Here is a 23058-nt window from a genome sequence, read left to right on the forward strand (position 1 = left end):
GACTAGGATGGGCTCAATGGTCTATTTCACTGAGACGATGATTATTTTCAAATTCATTCAGTGAGTAAATTTTAAGTCGAGAAAATTAATGTCTGATTCCATTCAGCGGAATGAAAATAAAAATGAAGTCGGTGTCGGCGCGGTCTCCCGACTGTTTGCAGTGCTGCGCAGCCTGGGTGACACCGTCGAGGTCGGCGAGCGGGTGACGCAACTGGCCCAGCGCATTGGCCTGTCGCAACCGACCACCCACCGCTTGCTGCGCAGCTTGATGGACGAGGGCATGGTCGAGCAGGACGTGCGCAGTAAACGCTATCGCCTGAGCCTGGACTTTTTCGCCCTGGCCGCCCGTGCGGGCAATAACGGCAACCTGCGTGAACTGGTGCGACCGTCATTGCTGCGGTTGTCGGCGTCGCTGGGGGATTCGTTGTTTTTGCTGGCCCGCAGTGGTTTTGATGCGATCTGCCTGGACCGCAGCGAAGGACCGTTCCCGATCCGCACCTTTACCGGGGACATCGGCGGACGGGTGGCGCTGGGTGTCGGGCAGGGCAGCCTGGCGATCCTGGCGTTTTTGCCGGAGGAAGAGCGGGATACGGTGATTCACTACAACCTGCCGCGACTGAAGGATTTTCACCTGTATGACGAGGTGTTCCTGAGGTCGGAAGTCGAGAACGTGCGCAATCTGGGGTATGCCGGGCGTAACACCGGGGTATTGCAGGGCATGGCCGGGGTGGCGGTGCCGATTCTGGATCGTGACGGGCGGGCGGTGGCGGCGTTGAGTGTGGCTACGGTCAGCGATCGGTTGGGGCCGGATCGCTTGCCGACGGTGGTGGAAATGCTCAAGCGCGAAGCGGCGTTGATCGGGCCGCGGATTAATCCGTTTGATCCGTTGCTGCGCAGGCCTTCGCAGGTGTTTGGGCAGGGCTGAAAAAAGATCTCAGCCTTCGGCAGCTCCTACAGGGTTCGCGTGCTTCTGTAGGAGCTGCCGAAGGCTGCGATCTTTTGATCGTTCTAAAATTGTACGGTTTGCCTGAGCATCTGCCCCGCCGCCGTGTCGCTCGGGCTGACCATTGCATAGTTGTACCCGGCCCCCGACCAATACTCGGCCTGCAACTCCCCGTCACTGCGACTGCCCCGTGGCAGTAAGTAATTTTTCGGGCCCGGTGGCCGCACGTAAAAGCTGATTTTGTGCCCTGTAGGGTCTTCGTAAACCACCATCGCCGCCGGTCCTTGCTCGGTGCTGAGCAAGCGCCCGCTCACCGGTTTGAAGCCTGCGCCCGAAAGATCAGGCAAGCGATTGGCCTTGGTGAAGTAACGGTCGAGCCAGCCTTGCATATCGCCGTCGTCGCTGACTTTGTAGTCGGCCGGCAGGATGCCTTGCTGTGCAATCAAACGGTAAGCCTGAATCGCATCGGTCATCGGCGCCTGGGCACTGACGAGGGTCATGTCCCTAGCCTGCCAGCCACTGATTCCGCCGATGCTGACGGCGACCAGCAGCATTGCCGCGCTGGCCAGATGCCGCCGCGACTGACGTTTGAGGCGCTGGCGAATCAGTGTCGGGTCAAGTTCCGGGTTGGCCGGTTGCTGCAAGGCGCCGCCAAGGGCTGCGCGCAGTTGCTGGGCATCCTGCTGCCAGGCGCGTACCAGCGCAGAAATTTCCGCGTTGCTGGCCAGAAAAGTCTCCACCAGACGTCGGTCGGCATCGCTGAGTTGGTGATCGACGTAGGCGTGCAGATCACGCTCGCTTGGGGGCATGCTGATCATTTGAGTCTCCGCAGAGAAGGACGGGTGATTTCGCCGTCGCTGAGTTCGCGCAAGGCCTGGCGGGCGCGGGATAGGCGGGACATCACGGTGCCAGTCGGGACACAGAGAATCTCGGCGACCTCTTTATAGGTCAGGCCTTCCACCGACACCCAGAGCAGCAGCGCGCGCTGCTCGGTGCCGAGCTGGTCGAAGGCTTGCAGGGTCGATTGGGCTATCACGGTGCGCTCGGCCGATGGCTGGGAATCGTCACGGCCGGTAAAGAACTCGAGCATCCGCGCATAACGACGAGAGCGCCGGTGAGCGTCGAGAAACTGTCGATACAGAATCGAAAACAGCCAGGCACGCAGGTCGCCGTCGGGGCGTTTGTCGCTCCAACTCGACAGCGCTCGCTCCAGGCTGGCCTGGACCAGGTCGTCGGCGCTGCTGGGGTTGCGCGTCAACGACACGGCAAACCGACGCAGTCTGGGAATGATTTCTCTCAGTTGTTCGTCGATATCGTTCATGAGGTTCTGACTAGTCACTACGCTAGGGACTAGGAAGACGCCCGGCACTTGAGGTTATTCCACGTCCGTAAAAATAAATACGGCGTGATGGAATAAACCGGTTTGGGGCGCGTCTGCCTGGTTCTTCTCACTTGTGGCCGATGGCCCTGGAGTCTTTCATGGTAGATCGCTCATCACCGCCAACCGGGCCGACCCGGCCACCGCTGAGTGCCGCCAGCCTGGCATTGCGTCTGACCGGCATTGCCGTGATCGTCGCGGCAGTGGCCGGGGCTTTTGCCTACGTCAACGGCACCTTTGACCCACAGCGCCTGACGCCGAAAAAGCTGATCAATGTGCTGGAAACCAACAACGGCGTGCATCCGGGGTTTCGGCGTAACCACTCCAAAGGCGTGTGTGTGATCGGGCATTTTGAAAGCAGCGGCGAGGCGCGTAGCTACTCCACTGCTCAGGTCTTCAATGAAGCGCAGACCCCAGTGGTCGGCCGTTTTGCGTTGCCGTCCGGCAATCCTTATGCGCCGGACACTGCCGTGCCGATCCGCAGCATGGCATTGCGTTTCACCCAGGCTAACGGTCAGCAATGGCGTACAGGGATGAACAGCATGCCGGTGTTCCCGGTGGGGACGCCCGAGGCGTTCTATCAGTTGCAACAGGCCCAGTCGCCAGATCCGGCCACGGGCAAACCGAATCCGGCGGCGGTGCCGGCGTTCTTTGGTTCGCATCCGGAAACCGCGCCGTTCCTGGCGTGGGTCAAAACCGCCAAGCCGTCGGCCAGTTACGTGACGGAAACCTACAACAGCGTGAACGCGTTTTATTTGGTAAACGCGGCCGGGCAGAAGCAGGCGGTGCGTTGGAGCATGGTTGCGCTGGTTAAGGATGCGGCGGGTGCCACGGCGCCTGAAGGTGGCGATTTCCTTGAAAAAGACCTGGTGCAGAGGATTGCTGCAGGGCCGTTGCGTTGGCAGTTGAACATCACGTTGGCCAACCCCGGCGATCCGGTGAATGACGCCAGCAAGGCCTGGCCCGATGGCCGCAAGGTCCTGAACGCCGGGACGTTGGTGCTTGAAGCCACGCAGCCACAACTTAACGGCGAGTGCCGAGACATCAACTACGACCCGCTGGTACTGCCGGCCGGGATCGAAGGTTCCGACGACCCGTTGCTCGCCGCGCGCTCCGCCGGCTACGCCAGTTCCTACCTGCGTCGCACCAGCGAAGTCAGCCAGTTGCCCGTCGCCAAACAGGAGGCTCAATAATGAGTGTCCAACCGAAGCATTTCGCCCCGCTGGCGCGGCTGCTGCACTGGCTGATGGCACTGATGATCATCGCGATGCTGTTTATCGGCGCGGGCATGGTGGCCTCGGTATCCGAGCGCCATGAGTGGCTGATTCACCTGCACAAACCCTTGGGCATTGCGATCTTGCTGCTGGTGATTGTGCGTCTCGCCGTGCGTTTCTCGACCCAACAACCACCGTTGCCGGCAGATCTGCCGGGTTGGCAGGCGCTGGCAGCCAAGGCGTCGCATGTCTTGCTGTATGCATTGATGCTGATATTGCCGCTACTGGGCTGGGCGATGATTTCTGCCGCCGGGGACCCGGTGATGCTCAGTAGTTCGTTGCAGTTGCCATCGATACTGCCGGCCAACGCGCAGGTGTTTGCGTTTCTGCGCAAGGCTCATGGGTATCTCGCCTATCTGTTGTTCCTGACGGTGTTGCTGCATCTGGCTGCGGCGTTGTTTCATGGCTGGGTACGCCGCGACGACGTGCTGGACAGCATGCTGCGGGGCAAGGATCGCTGATCCCCTGTAGCAGCTGCCGAGCACCGCGAGGCTGCGTTCGGCGGCGAAGCCGTCGTAAAATCAGCCACCGCGAAGTTTCAGGTATACCGAGGTGGCAGGATTGACGACGGCTTCGCCGCCGAACGCAGCCTCGCGGTGCTCGGCAGCTGCTACACAGTTAGTGTGAAGCAGCTTCCATGGCCACCATGCAGCCAACGAGCGCAATCAACGCAAGGTTTCGACCATGTCAGCGACGGTCGTCAGTACGTCTTTACCCAACTGTTTGGAGCGTTTGCCCGACCACCCCGTCAGCGCGTTCGGCGCATCGTTGTTATCCTTGAACGGCATCTCCAGCGTCAGCGACAGGCAGTCGAACTTCTGGCCAACGCTGTTGCAGGCCAATGTCATATTGGCCTGGCCCGGCAAGTCGCGGGTGTAGCCGTACTTGGTCTGGAAGTCCTTGGTCAGGTGCTTCAGGTGATCGCGGAAGTGAGTTTCGAGCTTCTCGATCCGCGGTGTATAGCCGGGATTGCCTTCGCAGCCGGCGGTGAACACGTAGGGAATTTCTTCATCGCCATGGATGTCGAGGAACAGATCCACGCCGTATTTTTCCATCTGCTGCTGTACGAACAGGACTTCCGGGCTGACTTCCTGACTGGCGCTCTGCCAGGCGCGGTTGAGGTCCTGGCCATTGGCGTTGGTGCGCAGGTGACCGTGAAAGGCACCGTCCGGATTCATATTCGGCACCAGGTACAGGTCGGCGCTGGCCAGCAGTTTTTTCAGTACCGGGTCGTCATGTTTTTCCAGGCGTTCGATCACGCCTTCCATGAACCACTCGGCCATGTGCTCGCCGGGATGCTGTTGCGCGATGATCCAGACCTTGCGCTGGCCTTCGGCGCCGGTGCCTTTGCGCAGCAACTGGATATCGCGGCCCTCAACGCTTTTGCCGGTGGCCAGCAGTTCGGTGCCGGCCTTGGTCAGCGCCTGCTCGATCAGCCAGTCATGGCGACCGCGGCTGTAGGGTTCGAAATAGGCAAACCAGGCATGGGTGGCCGTGGCTTCCAGGCTGAAACGCAGGCAGTCGCCTTCGAAAATCGTCGGTACGCGGAACCAGTTGACGTGGTCGTAGGACGCCACCGCTTGATAACCGTCCCAGGCTTTGTGGTACGAAGATTTGCTGGCGTTACTCAGGCGAAACCAATGCTCTTGACCGACATGCAGACCACTGGCCTTGAAGTGAAACCACTGGAAATGCTGGCTGCGGGTGTCCGGCTTGATCGCCAAAAGGGCTTGAAGCGGGTTGCTGATGTCCAGCACTTCAATGTTGCCGCTGTCGAAATTGGCGCTGATGTCGAAAGAGGATTTAGCCACGGTCATAGTCGATTCCTGATTATGATTTATGGCAGCTACTTTACACGCAAGAGGGGGAGAAATCGGGGGGAAATTGCGGGGTGCAATGAGGGGGGCGTCCTCCTTGACGCCGAAGCAGCTTAGAGGCTGTGGAATTGATTCTCAAGTGCTATTTTTCATTAGTTTGACCCCTGTGTTGCCGGGGTTCGCTTGCCAACAGATATTCTTTTGATATCATGCCCGCCATTGAATTAGCAGCACCGACAGTCTTCATTAGCCTGAAGCCAAAGCCAGAATAACTGGCAAAAAAAGACCCGGCAAAAAGCCGGGTCAAAAACCGTGATTAGCCTGATGAGGAGATAGTCCAGGAGACCGACCTAAGGTCCTCTGGTCCATCGACTGATCTCGCGACCAGCTGCATGCAATAATAATCATTCTCGTTTGCAAGTCAAATGATTTTATCTGTGCGATTGGAAAACCCTTTCCTGTCCTCCTCGAAAATACCTCCGTCTCAGTCGTTCTGATCGCCATCCAGGGATCGGTCGACCATTGCCTGCGCCATATCGATCATGTGTACCACCGAAAACGCCAGCGCACGGCCCGTGCCTTGCTGGTTTGCTGCTGATTCCTGTGCGGTGGCGGCAGCACAGCGCAGCAGATCGGACGCATGAACCAACGCCTCTTCACGGCTGATGTTGCGGTTGACATCAAAAAAGCGCGACTCGACTTCCACCTCTGAAACAGTTGGTTTCAAGTAATGATCCAGCACCCGCTGTGCGGCGGCGTAGCCCTTTGGCGAGGTGAAAGTGGTGTCGAACTGCAGGTCCTTCATGTCGTTGCTGGGGTTTGTCATGGTGATAGTGAACTCCGTGATAGATTCAGATCCGTGAACCCATCCTAGTACGTACTGTATTTGTGACGAGTATTTAAATACTACATTTTGTGTTTTGCGGGTCGGAGTCGCCCACGTATCGTGCCGCACATGGATAAATGGATTGAATTGGTCAAGGCCAAGATGAGTGAACTCAACCTCACTCAAGAGCTACTCGCTGACCGCCTCGGAATGTCCCAGGGCGGCATCGGCCACTGGCTGAATAAACGTCGCGACCCCGGCATCGTCAACATGAACCGCGTGCTGAAGGCTCTTGGAATGGACTTTCTCGAAGTGGCGCTGGTCATTCGCGAGCCGCTGGCCTCGGAAGCTGAAGAGATGCCCCTGGCGCTCAAGTACAACCCGTACTTCCGCTACCCGGTCAGCGATTGGCGCAAACCGGTTGAGGTGCGTGATGGTGAGCTGACGGTGTACGGCAAGGAGCGTTTTGAGCTGAGCGACTATCACGCCCAGGGCCCGGCGTTCTGGCTCGTAGTGGTCGGTGATGCAATGACGGCGCCCAGCGGTATCAGCATTGCCGAGGGCATGCTGATCCTGGTAGACCCGGCCATTGTGCCGGAGCCCGGAAAACTGGTGATCGCCCAGTGGCCGGACAGCGCCGAGGCGACGTTTCGCAAGCTGATCGAAGAGGGCGGGCAGCGTTACCTGGTCCCGCTCAATCCGACGTATCCGAAAACCCTTTTCACCGAGGAATGCCGAATTATCGGTGTAGTGGTTCAGGCAACAGCCAAATTCTAGTCAGATCGGTCCTCGCAACGCGCAGGACCGATCCTCATTTCACGCTTCTTCCAACTCAACCAGCGCACTGCCTTCGCTGACCATTTCGCCTTCCTGGCAATACAACGCCTTGATCACCCCGGCATGGGGCGCACGAATGCTGTGCTCCATCTTCATCGCTTCCAGCACCACCAGTTGCGCCCCGGCTTCGACCGTTTGCCCGGCCTCCACCAGCACCCGTACGATGCTGCCGTTCATTGGCGCGGTCAGGCCGCCCTGATGGCTGTGGCTCGATTCGACGGCAGCGATCGGATCGTAAGTCTCGATACGGCGCAGTTCACCTTCCCATTGCAGATACAGCACGTCGTCACGGCGGATGGCCCGATGCTGGCGGCGCACGCCGTTGTGTTCGATCAGCAGCTGTTCGCCCTTGAGTTGCGCAGTACTCACATCGCCCAACGTCAGCGCATGATCCTGGCCTTCACAGCTCAAATGCAGGGTGATTTCCTTGGGCAGCCCGGAGCGCAAACCGCTGTTAAAGGCCCACGGCGAATTCGGGTCATCGGCACGCAACACCGGCGGCTGGCTCTGCGCATATGCCTGTGCAGCCGCTTGCCAGAATTCATCGCGCAGGTTGGCAGGTGCTGGCAGCAGTTGCTCCTGATAACGGGGAATGAACCCGGTATCCAGTTCCGCTGCAGCGAATGCTGGATGGCCGACGATCCGGCGCAGGAAGTTGATGTTGGTCTTGAGCCCACCAATGGCGAACTCATCCAGCATGCTCAACAACCGCAGTCGTGCCTGTTCACGGTCCTCGCCCCAGGCAATCAACTTGCCGAGCATCGGATCATAGAACGGCGAAATCTCATCGCCTTCCTCGACACCGCTGTCCACCCGCCGCCCCGGTCCTTCGGCCGACTCGCGATACAACTCCAGAAGCCCGGTGGCTGGCAGAAAATCATTGCCCGGATCTTCAGCGTACAGCCGCACCTCGATGGCATGTCCAATCAGCGGCACTTCAGCCTGAGTCATCGGCAGCGCTTCACCGCGCGCCACACGAATCTGCCAGGCCACCAGGTCCAGGCCGGTGATGGCTTCGGTGACCGGGTGCTCGACTTGCAGGCGCGTGTTCATCTCCATGAAGAAGAACTCGCCGCGCGAATCCAGCAGAAACTCAACGGTGCCGGCCCCGACGTAACCGATAGCCTGGGCCGAACGCACAGCCGCTTCGCCCATGGCGCGACGCAGTTCCGGGCTCAGGCCTGGCGCCGGTGCTTCTTCGACGACTTTCTGGTGCCGGCGCTGGATCGAGCAATCCCGTTCATTGAGGTACAAGCAATTGCCGTGTTGATCGGCAAAGACCTGGATTTCCACATGACGGGGCTTGAGCAGGTACTTTTCCACCAGCATCTGCGAATCGCCGAAAGAGGATTTCGCTTCACGCTGGGCCGAGGCCAGGGCTTCGGCCAACTGGCTGACGTCCTCGACCACTTTCATGCCTTTACCGCCGCCGCCGGCCGTGGCCTTGAGCAGCACCGGATAACCAATGCGCTCACAGGCATCGCGGAAGGTGTCGAGGTCTTGCGCTTCGCCGTGGTAGCCGGGCACTAATGGCACGCCGGCGGTCTCCATCAAGGCTTTGGCGGCGGACTTGCTGCCCATGGCGTCGATGGCCGAGGCGGGTGGGCCGAGGAAAATCAGGCCGGCGGCTTCGATGGCGCGAGCGAACCCGGCGTTCTCGGAAAGAAAACCATAGCCTGGGTGGATCGCCTGGGCACCACTGGCCTGGGCGGCGGCAATCAGTTTGTCGATTTGCAGGTAGCTGTCGGCAGCTTTACTGCCGCCCAGGTCGACGCGGATATCCGCTTCGCGGCTGTGCCGGGCGTTACGGTCGGTGGCGCTGTGCACAGCCACGGTGGTCAGGCCCAGGGCCTTGGCGGTGCGCATCACCCGGCAAGCAATTTCGCCACGGTTAGCCACCAGCAGGGTAGTGAGAACAAGTGTGCTCATCAACGCGGCTCCTTGGAGGGGGGACGGCTTGCCAGTTCGGCGGACGCTTTTGCAGAAAGGCCCGCAGGCCTTCCTGGCCTTCCGGGCTGACACGAATGCGCGCGATGGCGTTTTCGGTGTAGCGGCGCAGGGCCGGGGTCAGGGCACCGTTACCGACTTCACGCAGCAAGTCCTTGCTGACACGCATGGCGGCCGGGCTGTTGAACAGCAGGTTGTCGATCCAGTGTTCGACGCTTTGCTCCAGTTCGGCAACCGGATAACTCTCCGACAACAATCCGATTTCCCGCGCCCGCTGCCCGCCGAAACGCTCGGCCGTCAACGCATATCGCCGTGCCGCACGTTCGCCGATGGCTTGCACCACGAACGGGCTGATCACCGCTGGCGCGAGGCCGATGCGCACTTCCGACAAACAGAACTGCGCGTCATCGGCACCGATGGCCATGTCGCAGCAACTGATCAGACCCAGTGCGCCGCCGTAAGCCGCGCCTTGCACTACCGCCAGGGTCGGGACTTTCAGTTTGGCGAGGTTGTACATCAACTCCGCCAGTTCCCGGGCGTCGTCGAGGTTGGTGTGGTAATCGAGTTCGGCCGATTGCTGCATCCAGGCCAGATCGGCGCCTGCGCTGAAATGCTTGCCGCGACCACGAATCAGCAGGAAGCGCAGGCTGGCATCGCCCGAGACCTTGTCCAGTGCGAGGATCAATTCGCGGATCATTTCGGCGTTGAAGGCGTTGTTCTTTTCTTCACGGCTGAGCCACAGGGTGGCGAAGCCCCGTGGGTCGGTCAGCAGTTCGAGGGTGTTGAAGTCGCTCATATTATCCATCTCCACAACTCTTGCTTGCAGGCGCGAGGCTTGCCCGCGAAAGCGATTGTTCAGTCACATCTGTATTGGATGTACCGACGCCTTCGCGGGCAAGCCTCGCTCCTACAGATCACATCCGGAACACGCCGAAGCGGCTCGGTTCGATTGGCGCGTTCAGCGACGCGGATAAGGCCAGGGCCAGTACGTCGCGGGTCTGGGCCGGGTCGATGACGCCGTCGTCCCACAGCCGTGCGCTGGAGTAGTAAGGGTGGCCCTGTTCTTCGTACTGATCGAGAATCGGTTGCTTGATCTCGGCTTCCTGCTCGGCGCTGAAACCCAGGCCGCTGCGTTCGGCCTGCTCGCGTTTGACCTGAACCAATACGCCAGCAGCTTGCTCGGCGCCCATCACGCCGATGCGCGCGTTCGGCCACATCCACAGGAAGCGTGGATCGTAAGCCCGCCCGCACATGCCGTAGTTACCGGCGCCGAAGCTGCCGCCGATGATCACGGTGAATTTCGGCACCTTGGCACACGCCACGGCGGTGACCAGTTTGGCGCCGTGCTTGGCGATGCCGCCGGCCTCGTATTTCTGACCGACCATGAAGCCGGTGATGTTCTGCAGGAACAGCAACGGGATGCCGCGCTGGCAGGCCAGTTCGATAAAGTGCGCACCTTTCTGCGCGGCTTCGGCGAACAGGATGCCGTTGTTGGCGAGGATCGCGATCGGGTAACCGTGCAGGTGGGAAAAGCCGCAGACCAATGTCGTCCCGAACAAGGCCTTGAACTCATCGAACACCGAACCGTCGACCAGTCGTGCAATCACCTCGCGCACGTCGAACGGCTGCTTGGCGTCGGCCGAGACCACGCCATACAACTCATTGCTACTGTAGAGCGGAGCAATCGGCGTGCGTTGTTGCAGTTCGCCGAGCTTGCGCCAATTGAGATTGGCAACGCTGCGTCGGGCGAGGGCGAGGGCGTGTTCATCGCTCTCGGCGTAATGGTCGGCAACCCCGGAAATCTTGCAGTGCACATCGGCTCCGCCCAAATCTTCAGCACTGACCACTTCGCCGGTGGCCGCTTTCACCAGCGGCGGGCCAGCGAGGAAAATCGTTGCCTGATTACGCACCATGATCGCTTCGTCAGCCATCGCCGGTACGTACGCGCCACCCGCCGTGCACGAACCCATGACCACCGCAATCTGCGGAATGCCCATGGCGCTCATGTTGGCCTGGTTGAAGAAAATCCGCCCGAAGTGCTCACGGTCAGGAAACACTTCATCCTGACGCGGCAGGTTGGCGCCACCGGAGTCCACCAGGTAGATGCACGGCAAACGGTTCTGCTGGGCGATGGTCTGGGCGCGCAGGTGTTTTTTCACGGTCAGCGGGTAGTACGAGCCACCTTTCACCGTGGCGTCGTTGGCGACGATCATGCACTCGACGCCTTCCACGCGGCCGATCCCGGCTATCACGCCGGCCGCCGGAACGTCTTCGCCATACACCGCGTAGGCCGCCAGTTGGCTGATTTCCAGAAACGGCGAACCTGGATCGAGCAAACGGTTGATCCGTTCACGCGGCAGCAATTTGCCTCGCGACGTGTGGCGCTCTTGCGCCTTCGGGCCGCCACCTTGCTGCACTTGGGCGAGCAGGGTGTGCAGGGCGTCGACCTGTTTGAGCATCGCCGCGCTGTTGGCGGCGAACTCCGCCGAACGGGGGTTGAGCTGGGTATGCAGGATCATGGGCTACTCCGTAGCAGCTTCGAGTTGCAAGCTACAAGCTACAAGTTGAAGCAAGAGCGCGCTCCTCTTGCCGCTTGCCGCTTGCCGCTGACGAAATTTATTTCGTTTCGTTAAACAGTTCGCGACCGATCAACATGCGGCGAATCTCACTGGTGCCAGCACCGATTTCGTACAGCTTGGCGTCGCGCAGCAGACGCCCCGCCGGGAATTCGTTGATGTAGCCGTTGCCACCGAGAATCTGGATCGCGTCGAGGGCCATTTGTGTGGCACGTTCGGCGCTGTAGAGGATTACGCCGGCCGCATCCTTGCGGGTGGTTTCGCCGCGCTCGCAGGCCTGGGCGACCGCGTAGAGGTAGGCGCGACTGGCGTTGAGTTGGGTGTACATGTCGGCGACTTTGCCCTGGATCAGCTGGAATTCGCCGATGCTCTGGCCGAACTGCTTGCGGTCGTGGATGTACGGCACGATCAGGTCCATGCACGACTGCATGATCCCGGTCGGGCCGCCCGAGAGGACGACGCGCTCGTAATCGAGGCCGCTCATCAGCACTTTCACGCCGCCGTTGAGTACCCCGAGGATGTTTTCTTCCGGCACTTCGACGTCATCGAAGAACAGCTCGCAGGTGTTCGAGCCGCGCATGCCGAGCTTGTCGAACTTGTTGCTGCGGCTGAAGCCTTTCGAGTCACGCTCAACGATGAATGCAGTGATGCCGTGGGGGCCTTTTTCCAGGTCGGTCTTGGCGTAGATCACGTAGGTGTTGGCGTCGGGGCCGTTGGTGATCCAGGTCTTGCTGCCGTTGAGCACGTAGTGATCGCCGCGTTTGTCGGCGCGCAGTTTCATCGAGACCACGTCGGAGCCGGCATTCGGTTCGCTCATGGCCAGGGCGCCGATGTGCTCGCCGCTGATCAGTTTGGGCAGGTATTTGGTTTTCTGTTCGTGATTGCCGTTGCGGTTGATCTGGTTGACGCAGAGGTTGGAGTGCGCGCCGTAGGACAATGCCACCGACGCCGAGCCACGGCTGATTTCTTCCATGATCACCACGTGGGCCAGGTAACCCAGGCCAGCGCCGCCGTACTCTTCCGGCACGGTCACGCCGAGCAGGCCCATGTCACCGAATTTGCACCACAGGTCAGCGGGGAACAGGTTGTCGATGTCGATCTGAGCGGCGCGCGGGGCGATCTCTTTGGCGACGAAGGACTGAACCTGATCGCGCAGCATGTCGATGGTTTCACCGAGGGCAAAGTTCAGGGATGGATAGCTCATGGGTCACCTTTTGGCTTTTTTGTAGGGTCGGGAGGGCGTGATTCGGCTCTCACCTTTACGTTAACGTAAGCTTGTGATGAATGGCTGTCAATCACCCTTTACGTTAACGTCAACTTGAGCGACTCTGTAGGAGCAAAGCTTGCTCGCGATGAACGATAATGCGGTCCTACTGCTACACCTCGATGCTCCTGTCGCAGGCAAGTCGGATCGCCGCATCGCTCGCTCCTACAATAAAGACAATAGGGGTCGTCATGGATCAACCCAGTGCAAACCCGCAGCGCAGCTATACCCGCGGTTCCCAGGAAAAAGTCTTGCTGGCGATGACGATCGGCGAGAAGTTCGATCACACGGTCGCGCAGTACCCGGACGGGGAAGCGCTGGTCGTGCGTCATCAACGGTTGCGCTACACCTGGCAGCAATTGGCCGACACTGTGGACCTGCATGCCCGGGCACTGTTGGCGCTGGGTTTGCAAGCCGGCGACCGCATGGGCATCTGGGCACCAAACTGCGCACAGTGGTGCATCAGCCAGTTTGCCAGCGCAAAAATCGGGGTGATCCTGGTCAACATCAACCCGGCGTATCGCAGTTCTGAATTGGAGTACGTGTTGAAACAGTCCGGCTGCCAATGGCTGGTTTGCGCCGGGGCCTTCAAGACCTCCGACTATCACGGGATGCTGCAAGGCCTGGTGCCGGAATTGGCGGAGCAATCCATCGGTGAACTGCAGAGCGAACGCTTGCCGGACCTGCGCGGTGTCATCAGCCTCGATACTCGGCCGCCCTCGGGTTTCCTGCCGTGGTCGCAACTGGCGGATCTCGCGGCCAGTGTCTCGGTCGAGCAGTTGAACGAACGCCAGCACAGCCTGCATTTCGATCAGCCGGTGAATATCCAGTACACCTCCGGCACCACCGGTTTCCCCAAGGGCGCGACCCTCAGTCACTACAACATTCTCAACAACGGTTACATGGTCGGCGAAAGCCTGGGCCTGAGCGCCAATGATCGGCTGGTGATCCCGGTGCCGCTCTATCACTGTTTCGGCATGGTCATGGGCAACCTCGGTTGCATCACCCACGGCAGCACCATGATTTACCCCAACGATGCCTTCGATCCGTTGCTGACCTTGACCACCGTTGCCGAAGAGAAAGCCACCGCGCTCTATGGCGTCCCGACCATGTTCATCGCCATGCTCGATCAGCCTCAACGTGCCGGATTCGATCTGTCGACCCTGCGCACCGGGATCATGGCCGGGGCGACCTGCCCGATCGAGGTGATGCGCCGGGTCATCAACGAGATGCACATGAGCGAAGTGCAGATTGCCTACGGGATGACGGAAACCAGTCCGGTGTCGTTGCAGACCGGTCCGTCGGACGAGCTGGAATTGCGCGTCACCACCGTCGGCCGCACCCAGCCGCAACTGGAAAGCAAAATCATCGACGAGGCCGGTAACCTGGTGCCGCGCGGCATGATTGGCGAGCTCTGCACTCGGGGTTACAGTGTGATGCTCGGTTACTGGAACAACCTGCAGGGCACCGCCGAGGCCATCGATCAGGCCGGCTGGATGCACACCGGCGACCTGGCGAGCATGAACGAGGAGGGTTACGTGTGCATTGCCGGGCGTAACAAGGACATGATCATTCGCGGTGGCGAGAATGTTTACCCGCGGGAGCTGGAAGAGTTCTTCTTCACCCACCCGGCAGTGGCGGACGTGCAGGTGATCGGCATTCCCTGCTCGCGATACGGTGAAGAGATCGTTGCCTGGATCAAGTTTCACCCCGGCCACAGCGCGACCGAAGAAGAGTTGAAAACCTGGTGCAAGGCGCGCATCGCGCACTTCAAGACGCCGCGTTACTTCAAGTTCGTGGAAGAGTTTCCAATGACCGTGACCGGCAAGATCCAGAAATTCCGGATGCGCGAGATCAGTATCGAGGAGCTCAAAGCGATACCGTAGGAGCTGCCGAAGGCTGCGATCTTTTGACCTTGCTCTTTTGAAAATCAAAAGATCGCAGGCTGCCGTAGGAGCTGCCGAAGGCTGCGATCTTTTGACCTTGCTCTTTTGAAGATCAAAAAATCTCAGGCTGCCGTAGGAGCTGCCGAAGGCTGCGATCTTTTGACCTTGCTCTTTTGAAAATCAAAAAATCTCAGGCTGCCGTAGGAGCTGCCGAAGGCTGCGATCTTTTGACCTTGCTCTTTTGAAGATCAAAAAATCTCAGGCTGCCGTAGGAGCTGCCGAAGGCTGCGATCTTTTGATCTTGCTCTTTTGAAGATCAAAAAATCTCAGGCTGCCGTAGGAGCTGCCGAAGGCTGCGATCTTTTGATTTTGCTCTTTTGAAGATCAAAAAATCGCAGGCTGCGCCAGCTCCTACAGGAATCGGTTTTGGTGAATGACAGAAAGCACAAAGGGGAGCCGAAGCTCCCCTTTAATTTGTCGTTGCGCGTGCTCTTTTTTATTATTGAGGGGCGGTCTATTGTTGTTTTTGGCAACCGTGGCCCTTTACTGCTGTTTTTGTCGACCCCCATCCGGGGTCAAGAGCAAACGTATTTTTTTGAGCGCTGATCTGCTTTTTCGCCAAGCGATCCAACCAGTTCGGGAGCTACCTGAAGGTAGTTTTATTGTTCTCTGCCCGGTTGCGGGTTACTTCGAAAAGCACCCTGAAAAGCACACCTTCTCCAAAAAAATCTGTTAGCTGCGTCTCTGCCGTGTTGTTCTTGTTATGTCAGAGTCGTTACGTCTTATTTTTATTAGGTTTGCTGCTTTTTATTCTTGTTATGCCATAGAGATAGCAGAAGCCGTGCCAAGTTTTTAAAACCCTTTAAATTCAATAACTTGAGTTTTTTGTAGGATTTTCCTCTCAGTTAAAACTCAACAATTTGTTTCCGTGTTACTCGTTTGTACCCGCACTCCAGACAATGCGGTAACACCCGGACACATCCGCCTCCCTCACTGGGCGCTGCGAGCCTTTGCCACGCGCGAACCGGTCTGGCGCCCCAGCACAGTGCAAATCTGTTGGCCCGCCGGAATCAAGGCGTCCAGGTCGATACCGGTCTCGATTCCGAGACCGTTGAGCAGGTACACCACGTCTTCGGTGGCGACGTTACCGCTGGCGCCCTTGGCATATGGGCAGCCGCCGAGGCCGGCGATGGAACTGTCGAACACCGCGATGCCTTCCAGCAGACTGGCGTAGATATTGGCCATGGCCTGGCCGTAGGTGTCGTGGAAATGCCCGGCCAGTTTGTCCCGCGGCACATCGGCCGAGACCACCTCGAACATCCGGCGGGTAGCGCCAGCGGTGCCGGTGCCGATCGTGTCACCGAGCGAAACCTCGTAACAGCCCATGGCATAGAGCTCACGAGCGACCATCGCGACGTGCTCCGGCGCGACGTTACCTTCGTAAGGACAACCCAGCACACACGACACGTAACCGCGCACGCTCACGCCGTGTTGCTTGGCGGCGTCCATGATCGGTACAAACCGCGCCAGGCTTTCGCTGATCGAACAGTTGATGTTGCGCTGGGAAAACGCTTCGGAGGCGGCGGCGAATACCGCGACTTCCTTTACCCCGGCCGCGATGGCGTCTTCAAACCCGCGCAGGTTTGGTGCCAGTGCGCCGTAGGTTACGCCGGGCTTGCGCTGGATCTGCGCGAAGACCTCGGCGGAACCGGCCATTTGCGGCACCCACTTGGGGGATACGAAGCTGCCGACTTCGATATAGCCAAGGCCCGCAGCGCTCAAGGCGTCGACCAGTCGCACCTTGTCCGCGACGCTGATGGGCTGGGCTTCGTTTTGCAGACCGTCGCGAGGGCCGACTTCGATCAGGCGTACGTGGGTGGGGAGGGACATGGTTTAGGACCTGTTGTAATTGTCTGAATGTTCCGAGAACCCTGCAGGAGCAAAGCTTGCTCGCGAAAGCGTCGGTTCAGTCGACATCAATGTTGAATGACATACCGCTTTCGCGAGCAAGCTTTGCTCCTACAGCGGATTGCGTTTACCTATTGGACAGGCTGCTGACTCTTGATGGTCTGCTCCAGCGCCTGGGTGCAGCGTTCTTGGGCGGTGTCCAGTTCCAGCTTCATCTGCTCGATGTCGAGCATCTGTTGTTCCAATTGATCACGCCGTTCGGCGATTTTGGTCAGCATGGTTTGCAGCTGTTTCTGATTACCTCCGGTGGGGTCGTAGAGTTCTATCAGCTCGCGGCATTCGGCCAGGGAAAAACCGATGCGCTTGCCCCGCAGGATCAGCTTCAGGCTGACCTTGTCCCGGGGCGAATAGATGCGTTCCTGGCCACGGCGCTCGGGGCTGAGCAAACCTTGCTCTTCATAAAAGCGAATGGCCCGTGTGGTGATGTCGAGCTCTCGGGCGAGGTCGGAAATGCTGTAGGTCTGGCTGCTCATGGAAGCGCTCGAAAGAAGGTCATGGCGTTAAGCTAATGTCAGGTTGACGTTTACGTCAAGGGAGAAAAGATCGCAGCTTTCGGCAGCTCCTACAGGTGGAACACAATTGCTCTGTAGGAGCTGCCGAAGGCTGCGATCTTTTGATCTTTGTTAACTTGGCTGCTTATCGAGCTTCTTCTCATGCGCCGTCACCTGCTGGCACAACTCGATCATCTGCTCGCGCATCCAGCGATTCGCCGGGTCCTGGTCGGTGCTTTCGTGCCAATACAGGTGAGTTTCCACCGGTGGCACGTCGTTGACCGGCAGATTGAACGCGTGCAGTTCATGACGACGGGCGAAGCGCTCCGGCACGGTCATGACCATGTCGGTCTGCTGCAACACTTGCGACGCCATCAAATAGTGCTGGGAGCGCAGGGCGATCTTGCGCTGAATCCCCATTTTCCCCAGCGCCAGGTCGACATGCCCCAATCCACTGCGGCGGCTGGAAATGTGAATGTGGGTCAGTGACAGATAGTCATCAAGGGTGAATTTCTCTTTGCCCGCCAGCGGATGGCCCTTGCGCATGGCGCACACGTAACGGTCTTCCATCAACTTGACGTGGCGCACTTGCGGGTCGGTATTGAGCGGCGCATCCACGGCGAAGTCGAGGCGACCGGCCGCCAGTTCCTTGGTGGTCTCGCGGCGCTTGGACAGGAAGCTTTCGATGATCACCGCTGGCGCGAGACGGCGCAGGCGCTGGAACAGCGCTGGCAGGATCACCGCTTCGGTGAGGTCAGTCATGCTGATGCGGTAGGTCTTGACCGCTTGCAATGGGTTGAAGATGCGACTTTCCTGTACCGACACCCGCAGCAAGGAGAGGGCATTGCGCACCGGGCCGATGATGTTCTGCGCCATAGGCGTCGGCACCATGCCTTGGGCGGTGCGCACGAACAACGGGTCGTTGAAGGTCTCGCGCAGGCGGGCCAGAGCGTTCGAAACCGCGGGCTGAGTAATGCCGACAATCTGTCCGGCGCGGGTCAGGTTGGCTTCGGTGTAGATCGCGTCGAAGACGATGAAAAGGTTGAGGTCGACCTTGCTCAGATTCATTACGCGGCTCTCTTGTTGTAGGGGCGTTTTTGGCCTTGATGATCAGCCGATCATATATCGGTGATGAATGTTAATACACGCCGAGAATAGGCTAGGTAAATTTTCATAGCTGTTCTAGCATCGATTACATGACCTAAACAACCTCTCCCAAGAAGGTAGCTGCTCATGGATTTCGCTTATTCGCCCAAGGTTCAGGAACTGCGTGAGCGCGTGACCGCGTTCATGGATACCTACGTTTATCCCGCTGAAGCCGTGTTCGAGCGTCAGGTCGCCGAGGGCGATCGCTGGCAGCCGACCGCAATCATGGAAGAGCTCAAACTCAAGGCCAAGGCTGAGGGGTTGTGGAATTTGTTTCTGCCGGAGTCCGAACTCGGGGCTGGCCTGACCAACCTCGAATACGCGCCCCTGGCCGAAATCATGGGCCGCTCGCTGCTGGGGCCTGAGCCGTTCAACTGCTCTGCGCCGGACACCGGCAACATGGAAGTGTTGGTGCGCTATGCCAGCGAAGAACAGAAGCAGCGTTATCTCGAACCGCTGTTGCGCGGAGAGATTCGCTCGGCGTTCGCCATGACCGAACCGGATGTGGCTTCGTCGGACGCGACCAACATGGCCGCCCGCGCCGTGCGTGAGGGCGACGAGTGGGTGATCAACGGCAAGAAGTGGTGGACCTCAGGCGCTTGCGACCCGCGTTGCAAGATCCTGATCTTCATGGGCCTGAGCAACCCCGACGCACCGCGTCACGCCCAGCACTCAATGATCCTGGTGCCGGTGGATGCACCGGGCGTGAAGATTGTCCGTCCGCTGCCGGTGTTCGGTTACGACGATGCGCCGCACGGTCATGCCGAAGTACTGTTCGAAAATGTCCGGGTGCCGTACGAAAACGTCCTGTTAGGTGAAGGACGCGGCTTCGAAATCGCTCAGGGTCGCCTTGGCCCTGGCCGGATTCACCACTGCATGCGTTCGATCGGCATGGCCGAGCGCGCGCTGGAATTGATGTGCAAACGTGCTGTGAGCCGTACCGCGTTCGGTAAACCGCTGGCGCGATTGGGCGGCAACATCGACAAGATCGCCGATTCGCGGATGGAAATCGACATGGCGCGGCTGCTGACGTTGAAAGCCGCGTACATGATGGACACCGTGGGCAACAAGATCGCCAAGAGCGAAATCGCCCAGATCAAGGTTGTTGCACCGAACGTCGCCTTGCGAGTGATCGATCGGGCGATCCAGATCCATGGCGGGGCAGGGGTGTCCAATGATTTCCCGCTGGCCTACATGTACGCCATGCAACGCACCCTGCGCCTGGCCGACGGTCCGGACGAAGTGCATCGTGCGGCGATTGGCAAGTTCGAGATCGGCAAGTACGTGCCGAAAGAGATGATGCGTAGCAGTCATTAAGACCGCGTCGCTGCCATTCGCGAGCAAGCCCGCTCCCACATTTGGAATGCGTTCCCCTGTGGGAGCGGGCTTGCTCGCGAAGGCGTCGGCTGATTCAACACAGCCCTATCAGTAAACCCAAACCTCAACCCGCCGATTCTTGATCCGCCCTTCATCCGCGCTATTGGCCGCCACCGGCATCTCGGCGCCAAAGCCGCGAATCTCGCGAAACACCACGCCGCTTTTCACCAGTTCCCGGCGCACCGCCATCGCCCGCAGTTTCGACAACAGATCGGCCCGCGCCGGATCGTTCTTGGCATCGCCAAACCCCACCAGCGTCACCTCACGGTTGGCCTTGTCGTGCTGCTTTATATAGTCGAGTACCCGAGCCAGATCCTGCCGGGCCTTGTTATCCAGCGTCGCACTGCCTTCTTCGAAGCGAAAATTCACCGTCAGGCGCTGGGCGTGCCGACTGAGGGCCTGATAACCCTCGGGCATCAGCGCATTGGGCGTGACGCTCATCGCTTGCACGGTCTGGGCGATAAACCCGTTGGCGGCGACAATCGCCTGGCCCTTGCTGCTTTGGGCAAATGCCACCAGCGCCTCGGCCCAAGGATTTTTCCCTGTCGGCGGCAGGTAAAAGAACAAACGGCGGGACAGCGGATAGTCTTCGGTGGCAATCAAACTATTGAGCGGCAACATCGCCTGGGATTGCCCGTCGACAATCGCCACGGCCTTGGCCTGGCGCACATAAGGAAGGCCAATGAAGCCGATGCCTTGCGGGTCCAGGCTGACAGCGTCGGACAATTGCTCGCTGGATTCGAAACGTTTCACCGCACTGTCGAGCGTTTTCCCACGACGGCTGAGGACCAATTCCTTGAACGTATCGTAGGTGCCCGACTGATCATCCCGCGCATACAGATGAATCGGCCCACCCCTGCCGCCGAGTTCTTCCCACGTCGCGGCTTCGCCACTGAAGATGCGTGCCAGTTGTTCGGTATTGAGTTGGTTCAGCGGATTTTGCGGGTGCAGGATGATTGCCAGCCCATCGATGGCGATGACTTGCTCGGCAGCGGGGCTTTTAAGATCGCCCAAGGATTTGAGGCCCGCCAACTCGCTGTCCTTGATCGGGCGCGAAGAGGCGGCCAAGTCGGCGCAGGCGTTTTTTAGTGCGGTGAAACCGGTGCTCGACCCGTGGGCGGCGACTTCGACCACTACCCGGCGACCCTGGGCTGTTTGCCCTACGATGCGTTGTTCGTTGGCCTTGTCCGGGGTTTCGCTGTGCACTTTGAGCAGGCCTTGCTCCTTCATCAGTCCTTCGACCAACGCCGGGCCCAATGCGGCGCCAATGGTGTTGGAACCCTGGATGCGCAGGGCCGGTCCACGCTCGGGCATCGGCAAATCGCTGGCCGAAGCCGTCAACGGCACGCCTGCGCAGAGCATCAACAGGAACAAAACGCGCAGGGTCATGCCGGCACCTTATAAGGACGTAGAAAGTGCCGGGAGAATAAGTCAGTAAGGTGTCCGAAAGATGACAGAGCAAAAGATCGCAGCCTTCGGCAGCGCCTACAGGTAGTAGGGCCTATGTAGGAGCTGCCGAAGGCTGCGATCTTTTGCTTTTTTAGCTCAATTCAAGCCAAATCGGCGCATGGTCCGATGGTTTTTCCATCCCGCGCAGGTCGTAATCGACCCCGGCATCCTTGACCCGCGGCATCAAGCCATGGGACGCCATGATCACGTCAATTCGCAGCCCGCGCTTGGGTTCGTCTTCGAAGCCGCGGCTGCGGTAGTCGAACCAGCTGAAACGGTCGACCACGTCCGGGTTCAGGTGACGGAAGCTGTCCACCAGGCCCCAGTTCTTCAGCCTTGCCATCCACTCGCGCTCTTCCGGCAGGAAGCTGCACTTGCCGGTTTTCAGCCAGCGTTTCATGTTGTCCGGGCCGATGCCGATGTCGCAGTCTTGCGGGGAAATGTTCACGTCGCCCATCACAACCAGCGGCTGGTCGTTGCTGAACTGGCTTTCCAGCAGGTGCTGCAAATCGTTGTAGAAACGCTGCTTGGCCGGGAATTTGGTCGGGTGGTCGCGGCTTTCGCCCTGTGGGAAATAGCCGTTCATGATCGTCACCGGTACACCATTGGCGTCGGCGAACGTGCCCCAGATGAAGCGCCGCTGAGCGTCTTCTTCATCGGTGGCGAAGCCTTTGTGCAAGGCAATCGGCTCCTGGCGCGAGAGCAGGGCGACGCCGTAATGGCCTTTCTGGCCGTGGAAATACACGTGATAGCCCAAGGCCTGAACCTCGGCCAGCGGGAACTGGTCGTCGTGGACCTTGGTTTCCTGCAGGCCAATGACGTCCGGCTGGTGCTTCTCGATCAGCGCTGCCAGCTGATGCGGGCGAGCGCGCAGCCCGTTGATGTTGAAGGAGACGATCTTCATGGTCGGCAGTCCTGGCAAAAGGGCGATGCTAGCTGACATGAAGGAATGGGGCCAGTGTGGGGTGAGGAGATTCGTGTTCGACAGTAGGTCTTCTATCGTCAATGCTGGCGTCTTCGCGAGCAAGCCCGCTCCCACAGGTGATCCTGGTGCAGGCGCCCAATGTCTTCAGTCTGGTCTATACCTTGTGGGAGCGGGCTTGCTCGCGAAGACGGCTTAAGCAGCAACACTGATTCGGATCAGCAGGGAACTGTGCCAGCGCTATAGGCTCGTAACCAGAAGAGTGCCGTCATTTGAACGGCGCCCCGGGGAGAAATACCGATATGCCTGAAACCTCGACCGCCATCGCCGATATCCACATGCTCGACAGCGGCTACTCCCGCGAAGCACGCTCCTTGCTGTATCAGGCTTACCGCCACGAACCGACATTCGGCTACCTGTTTGAAGCCGAGCGCCCCGGATACGAACAACGGGTGCGGGCAACGGTGCGCGAACTGGTCAAGCAACACTTCCTCCAGGACTTGCCGGCCATCGGCCTGCTGGTCAACGACCGCTTGATCGGCATTGCCCTGATCGCGCCGCCGCAACGTCGCCTCGGCATCACTGAAAGCTGGGCCTGGCGCCTGCGCATGGTGCTCAGCACCGGATTCCGTTGCACCCGCCGCTACCTCGAATACCACGATGCCGTCACGGCGTGTGTACCGTCTGATGCGGTGCATGTGCTGCCGTTGTTGGGGATTCACCCGCAATTCCAGGGCAAACACTTTGGCGAACAACTGCTGCAAACGGTGCACAACTGGTGCGCGGTGGATGAGCATTCCGAAGGCGTGATCCTCGATACCGGGAACCCTCGTTATCTCGACTTCTATAAGCGTCAGGGCTATGAGGAAATCGGCGAAGTGGCGGTAGGACCGATCCGTGAACACGTGTTTTTCCACGCCAATCCCCAGGTGTTACAAACCGCAACGGCATAAAGGT

Annotated in this window: 20 protein-coding genes; 7 read left to right on the forward strand and 13 right to left on the reverse strand. The window is 59.3% G+C overall.

Annotated elements, in window-relative coordinates:
* The first annotated feature begins 88 nt into the window (after positions 1-88).
* Entirely contained in the window at positions 89-925 is an 837-nt protein-coding gene (locus JFV26_RS28855; protein WP_201197083.1) for an IclR family transcriptional regulator, read from the forward strand.
* An 83-nt stretch (positions 926-1008) separates the two neighbouring features.
* On the opposite strand, the gene JFV26_RS28860 is transcribed toward JFV26_RS28855, so the two are convergent.
* Positions 1009-1761, reverse strand: a complete 753-nt coding sequence (locus tag JFV26_RS28860) for an anti-sigma factor family protein (RefSeq protein ID WP_201197084.1) — start codon at positions 1759-1761, stop codon at positions 1009-1011.
* On the reverse strand, positions 1758-2264 hold the full coding sequence (locus JFV26_RS28865) for a sigma-70 family RNA polymerase sigma factor (RefSeq protein WP_201197085.1): 507 nt from the start codon (positions 2262-2264) through the stop codon (positions 1758-1760). The genes JFV26_RS28860 and JFV26_RS28865 overlap by 4 nt, the downstream gene beginning before the upstream one ends.
* Positions 2265-2422: 158 nt before the next feature.
* Here JFV26_RS28865 and JFV26_RS28870 point away from each other — a divergent pair, with 158 nt between their 5' ends.
* Together JFV26_RS28870 and JFV26_RS28875 are read left to right on the forward strand one after the other, a co-directional pair.
* On the forward strand, positions 2423-3514 hold the full coding sequence (locus JFV26_RS28870; RefSeq protein WP_201197086.1) for a catalase family peroxidase: 1092 nt from the start codon (positions 2423-2425) through the stop codon (positions 3512-3514).
* The gene (locus JFV26_RS28875; protein ID WP_201197087.1) at positions 3514-4056 is read left to right on the forward strand and encodes a cytochrome b; all 543 of its coding nucleotides are present in this window, start codon (positions 3514-3516) and stop codon (positions 4054-4056) included. Before JFV26_RS28870 ends, JFV26_RS28875 begins: the two co-directional genes overlap by 1 nt.
* A 204-nt stretch (positions 4057-4260) precedes the next feature.
* Here the strand turns inward: JFV26_RS28875 and JFV26_RS28880 are convergent, their stop codons facing one another.
* Positions 4261-5412, reverse strand: a complete 1152-nt coding sequence (locus JFV26_RS28880; RefSeq protein ID WP_201197088.1) for a M14 family metallopeptidase — start codon at positions 5410-5412, stop codon at positions 4261-4263.
* Between the two features lie 484 nt (positions 5413-5896).
* Positions 5897-6238: a DUF6124 family protein gene (locus tag JFV26_RS28885; protein ID WP_201197089.1), complete on the reverse strand. Its 342-nt coding sequence runs from the start codon at positions 6236-6238 to the stop codon at positions 5897-5899.
* Positions 6239-6367: 129 nt separating this feature from the next.
* Between JFV26_RS28885 and JFV26_RS28890 the strand changes: the two genes are divergently transcribed.
* Entirely contained in the window at positions 6368-7015 is a 648-nt protein-coding gene (locus JFV26_RS28890) for a LexA family protein (RefSeq protein WP_201197090.1), read from the forward strand.
* Between the two features lie 39 nt (positions 7016-7054).
* Here the strand turns inward: JFV26_RS28890 and JFV26_RS28895 are convergent, their stop codons facing one another.
* The 4 genes from JFV26_RS28895 to JFV26_RS28910 all read right to left on the reverse strand — a co-directional run bounded on the left by JFV26_RS28895 (position 7055) and on the right by JFV26_RS28910 (position 12802).
* The gene (locus JFV26_RS28895; RefSeq protein WP_201197091.1) at positions 7055-9004 is read right to left on the reverse strand and encodes an acetyl/propionyl/methylcrotonyl-CoA carboxylase subunit alpha; all 1950 of its coding nucleotides are present in this window, start codon (positions 9002-9004) and stop codon (positions 7055-7057) included.
* Positions 8967-9818, reverse strand: coding sequence for a gamma-carboxygeranoyl-CoA hydratase (locus JFV26_RS28900; protein ID WP_242487938.1), 852 nt, complete (start codon positions 9816-9818; stop codon positions 8967-8969). Before JFV26_RS28900 ends, JFV26_RS28895 begins: the two co-directional genes overlap by 38 nt.
* Positions 9819-9936: 118 nt before the next feature.
* Positions 9937-11541 (reverse strand): carboxyl transferase domain-containing protein, encoded by a 1605-nt coding sequence (locus JFV26_RS28905; protein ID WP_201197092.1) that lies wholly within the window; start codon positions 11539-11541, stop codon positions 9937-9939.
* A gap of 97 nt (positions 11542-11638) precedes the next feature.
* Positions 11639-12802: an isovaleryl-CoA dehydrogenase gene (locus JFV26_RS28910; RefSeq protein ID WP_201197093.1), complete on the reverse strand. Its 1164-nt coding sequence runs from the start codon at positions 12800-12802 to the stop codon at positions 11639-11641.
* Positions 12803-13053: 251 nt separating this feature from the next.
* On the opposite strand from JFV26_RS28910, the gene JFV26_RS28915 reads away from it, so the two are divergent.
* Entirely contained in the window at positions 13054-14748 is a 1695-nt protein-coding gene (locus JFV26_RS28915) for an AMP-binding protein (protein ID WP_201197094.1), read from the forward strand.
* A 990-nt stretch (positions 14749-15738) separates the two neighbouring features.
* Here JFV26_RS28915 and JFV26_RS28920 read toward each other — a convergent pair.
* The 3 genes from JFV26_RS28920 to JFV26_RS28930 form a co-directional block, all read right to left on the reverse strand.
* Positions 15739-16638: a hydroxymethylglutaryl-CoA lyase gene (locus tag JFV26_RS28920; RefSeq protein ID WP_201197095.1), complete on the reverse strand. Its 900-nt coding sequence runs from the start codon at positions 16636-16638 to the stop codon at positions 15739-15741.
* 149 nt (positions 16639-16787) lie between these two features.
* Complete coding sequence (locus tag JFV26_RS28925) at positions 16788-17189, reverse strand: MerR family transcriptional regulator (RefSeq protein WP_133838710.1); 402 nt, start codon at positions 17187-17189, stop codon at positions 16788-16790.
* Positions 17190-17339: 150 nt separating this feature from the next.
* Positions 17340-18275, reverse strand: a complete 936-nt coding sequence (locus JFV26_RS28930; RefSeq protein WP_201197096.1) for a LysR family transcriptional regulator — start codon at positions 18273-18275, stop codon at positions 17340-17342.
* Between the two features lie 165 nt (positions 18276-18440).
* Here JFV26_RS28930 and JFV26_RS28935 point away from each other — a divergent pair, with 165 nt between their 5' ends.
* Positions 18441-19670 carry an acyl-CoA dehydrogenase gene (locus JFV26_RS28935; protein WP_201197097.1) on the forward strand — a complete coding sequence of 410 codons (1230 nt, stop codon included), beginning with the start codon at positions 18441-18443 and terminating at the stop codon, positions 19668-19670.
* 108 nt (positions 19671-19778) lie between these two features.
* On the opposite strand, the gene JFV26_RS28940 is transcribed toward JFV26_RS28935, so the two are convergent.
* Together JFV26_RS28940 and xthA are read right to left on the reverse strand one after the other, a co-directional pair.
* Complete coding sequence (locus JFV26_RS28940) at positions 19779-21119, reverse strand: substrate-binding domain-containing protein (RefSeq protein ID WP_201197098.1); 1341 nt, start codon at positions 21117-21119, stop codon at positions 19779-19781.
* Positions 21120-21270: 151 nt separating this feature from the next.
* Positions 21271-22083, reverse strand: coding sequence for an exodeoxyribonuclease III (gene xthA / locus JFV26_RS28945; protein ID WP_201197099.1), 813 nt, complete (start codon positions 22081-22083; stop codon positions 21271-21273).
* 320 nt (positions 22084-22403) lie between these two features.
* On the opposite strand from xthA, the gene JFV26_RS28950 reads away from it, so the two are divergent.
* Positions 22404-23054 (forward strand): GNAT family N-acetyltransferase, encoded by a 651-nt coding sequence (locus JFV26_RS28950; protein WP_201197100.1) that lies wholly within the window; start codon positions 22404-22406, stop codon positions 23052-23054.
* Positions 23055-23058: the final 4 nt, after the last annotated feature.

Origin of the sequence: Pseudomonas sp. TH31 (assembly GCF_016650815.1) — a bacterium.
Classification (GTDB): domain Bacteria; phylum Pseudomonadota; class Gammaproteobacteria; order Pseudomonadales; family Pseudomonadaceae; genus Aquipseudomonas.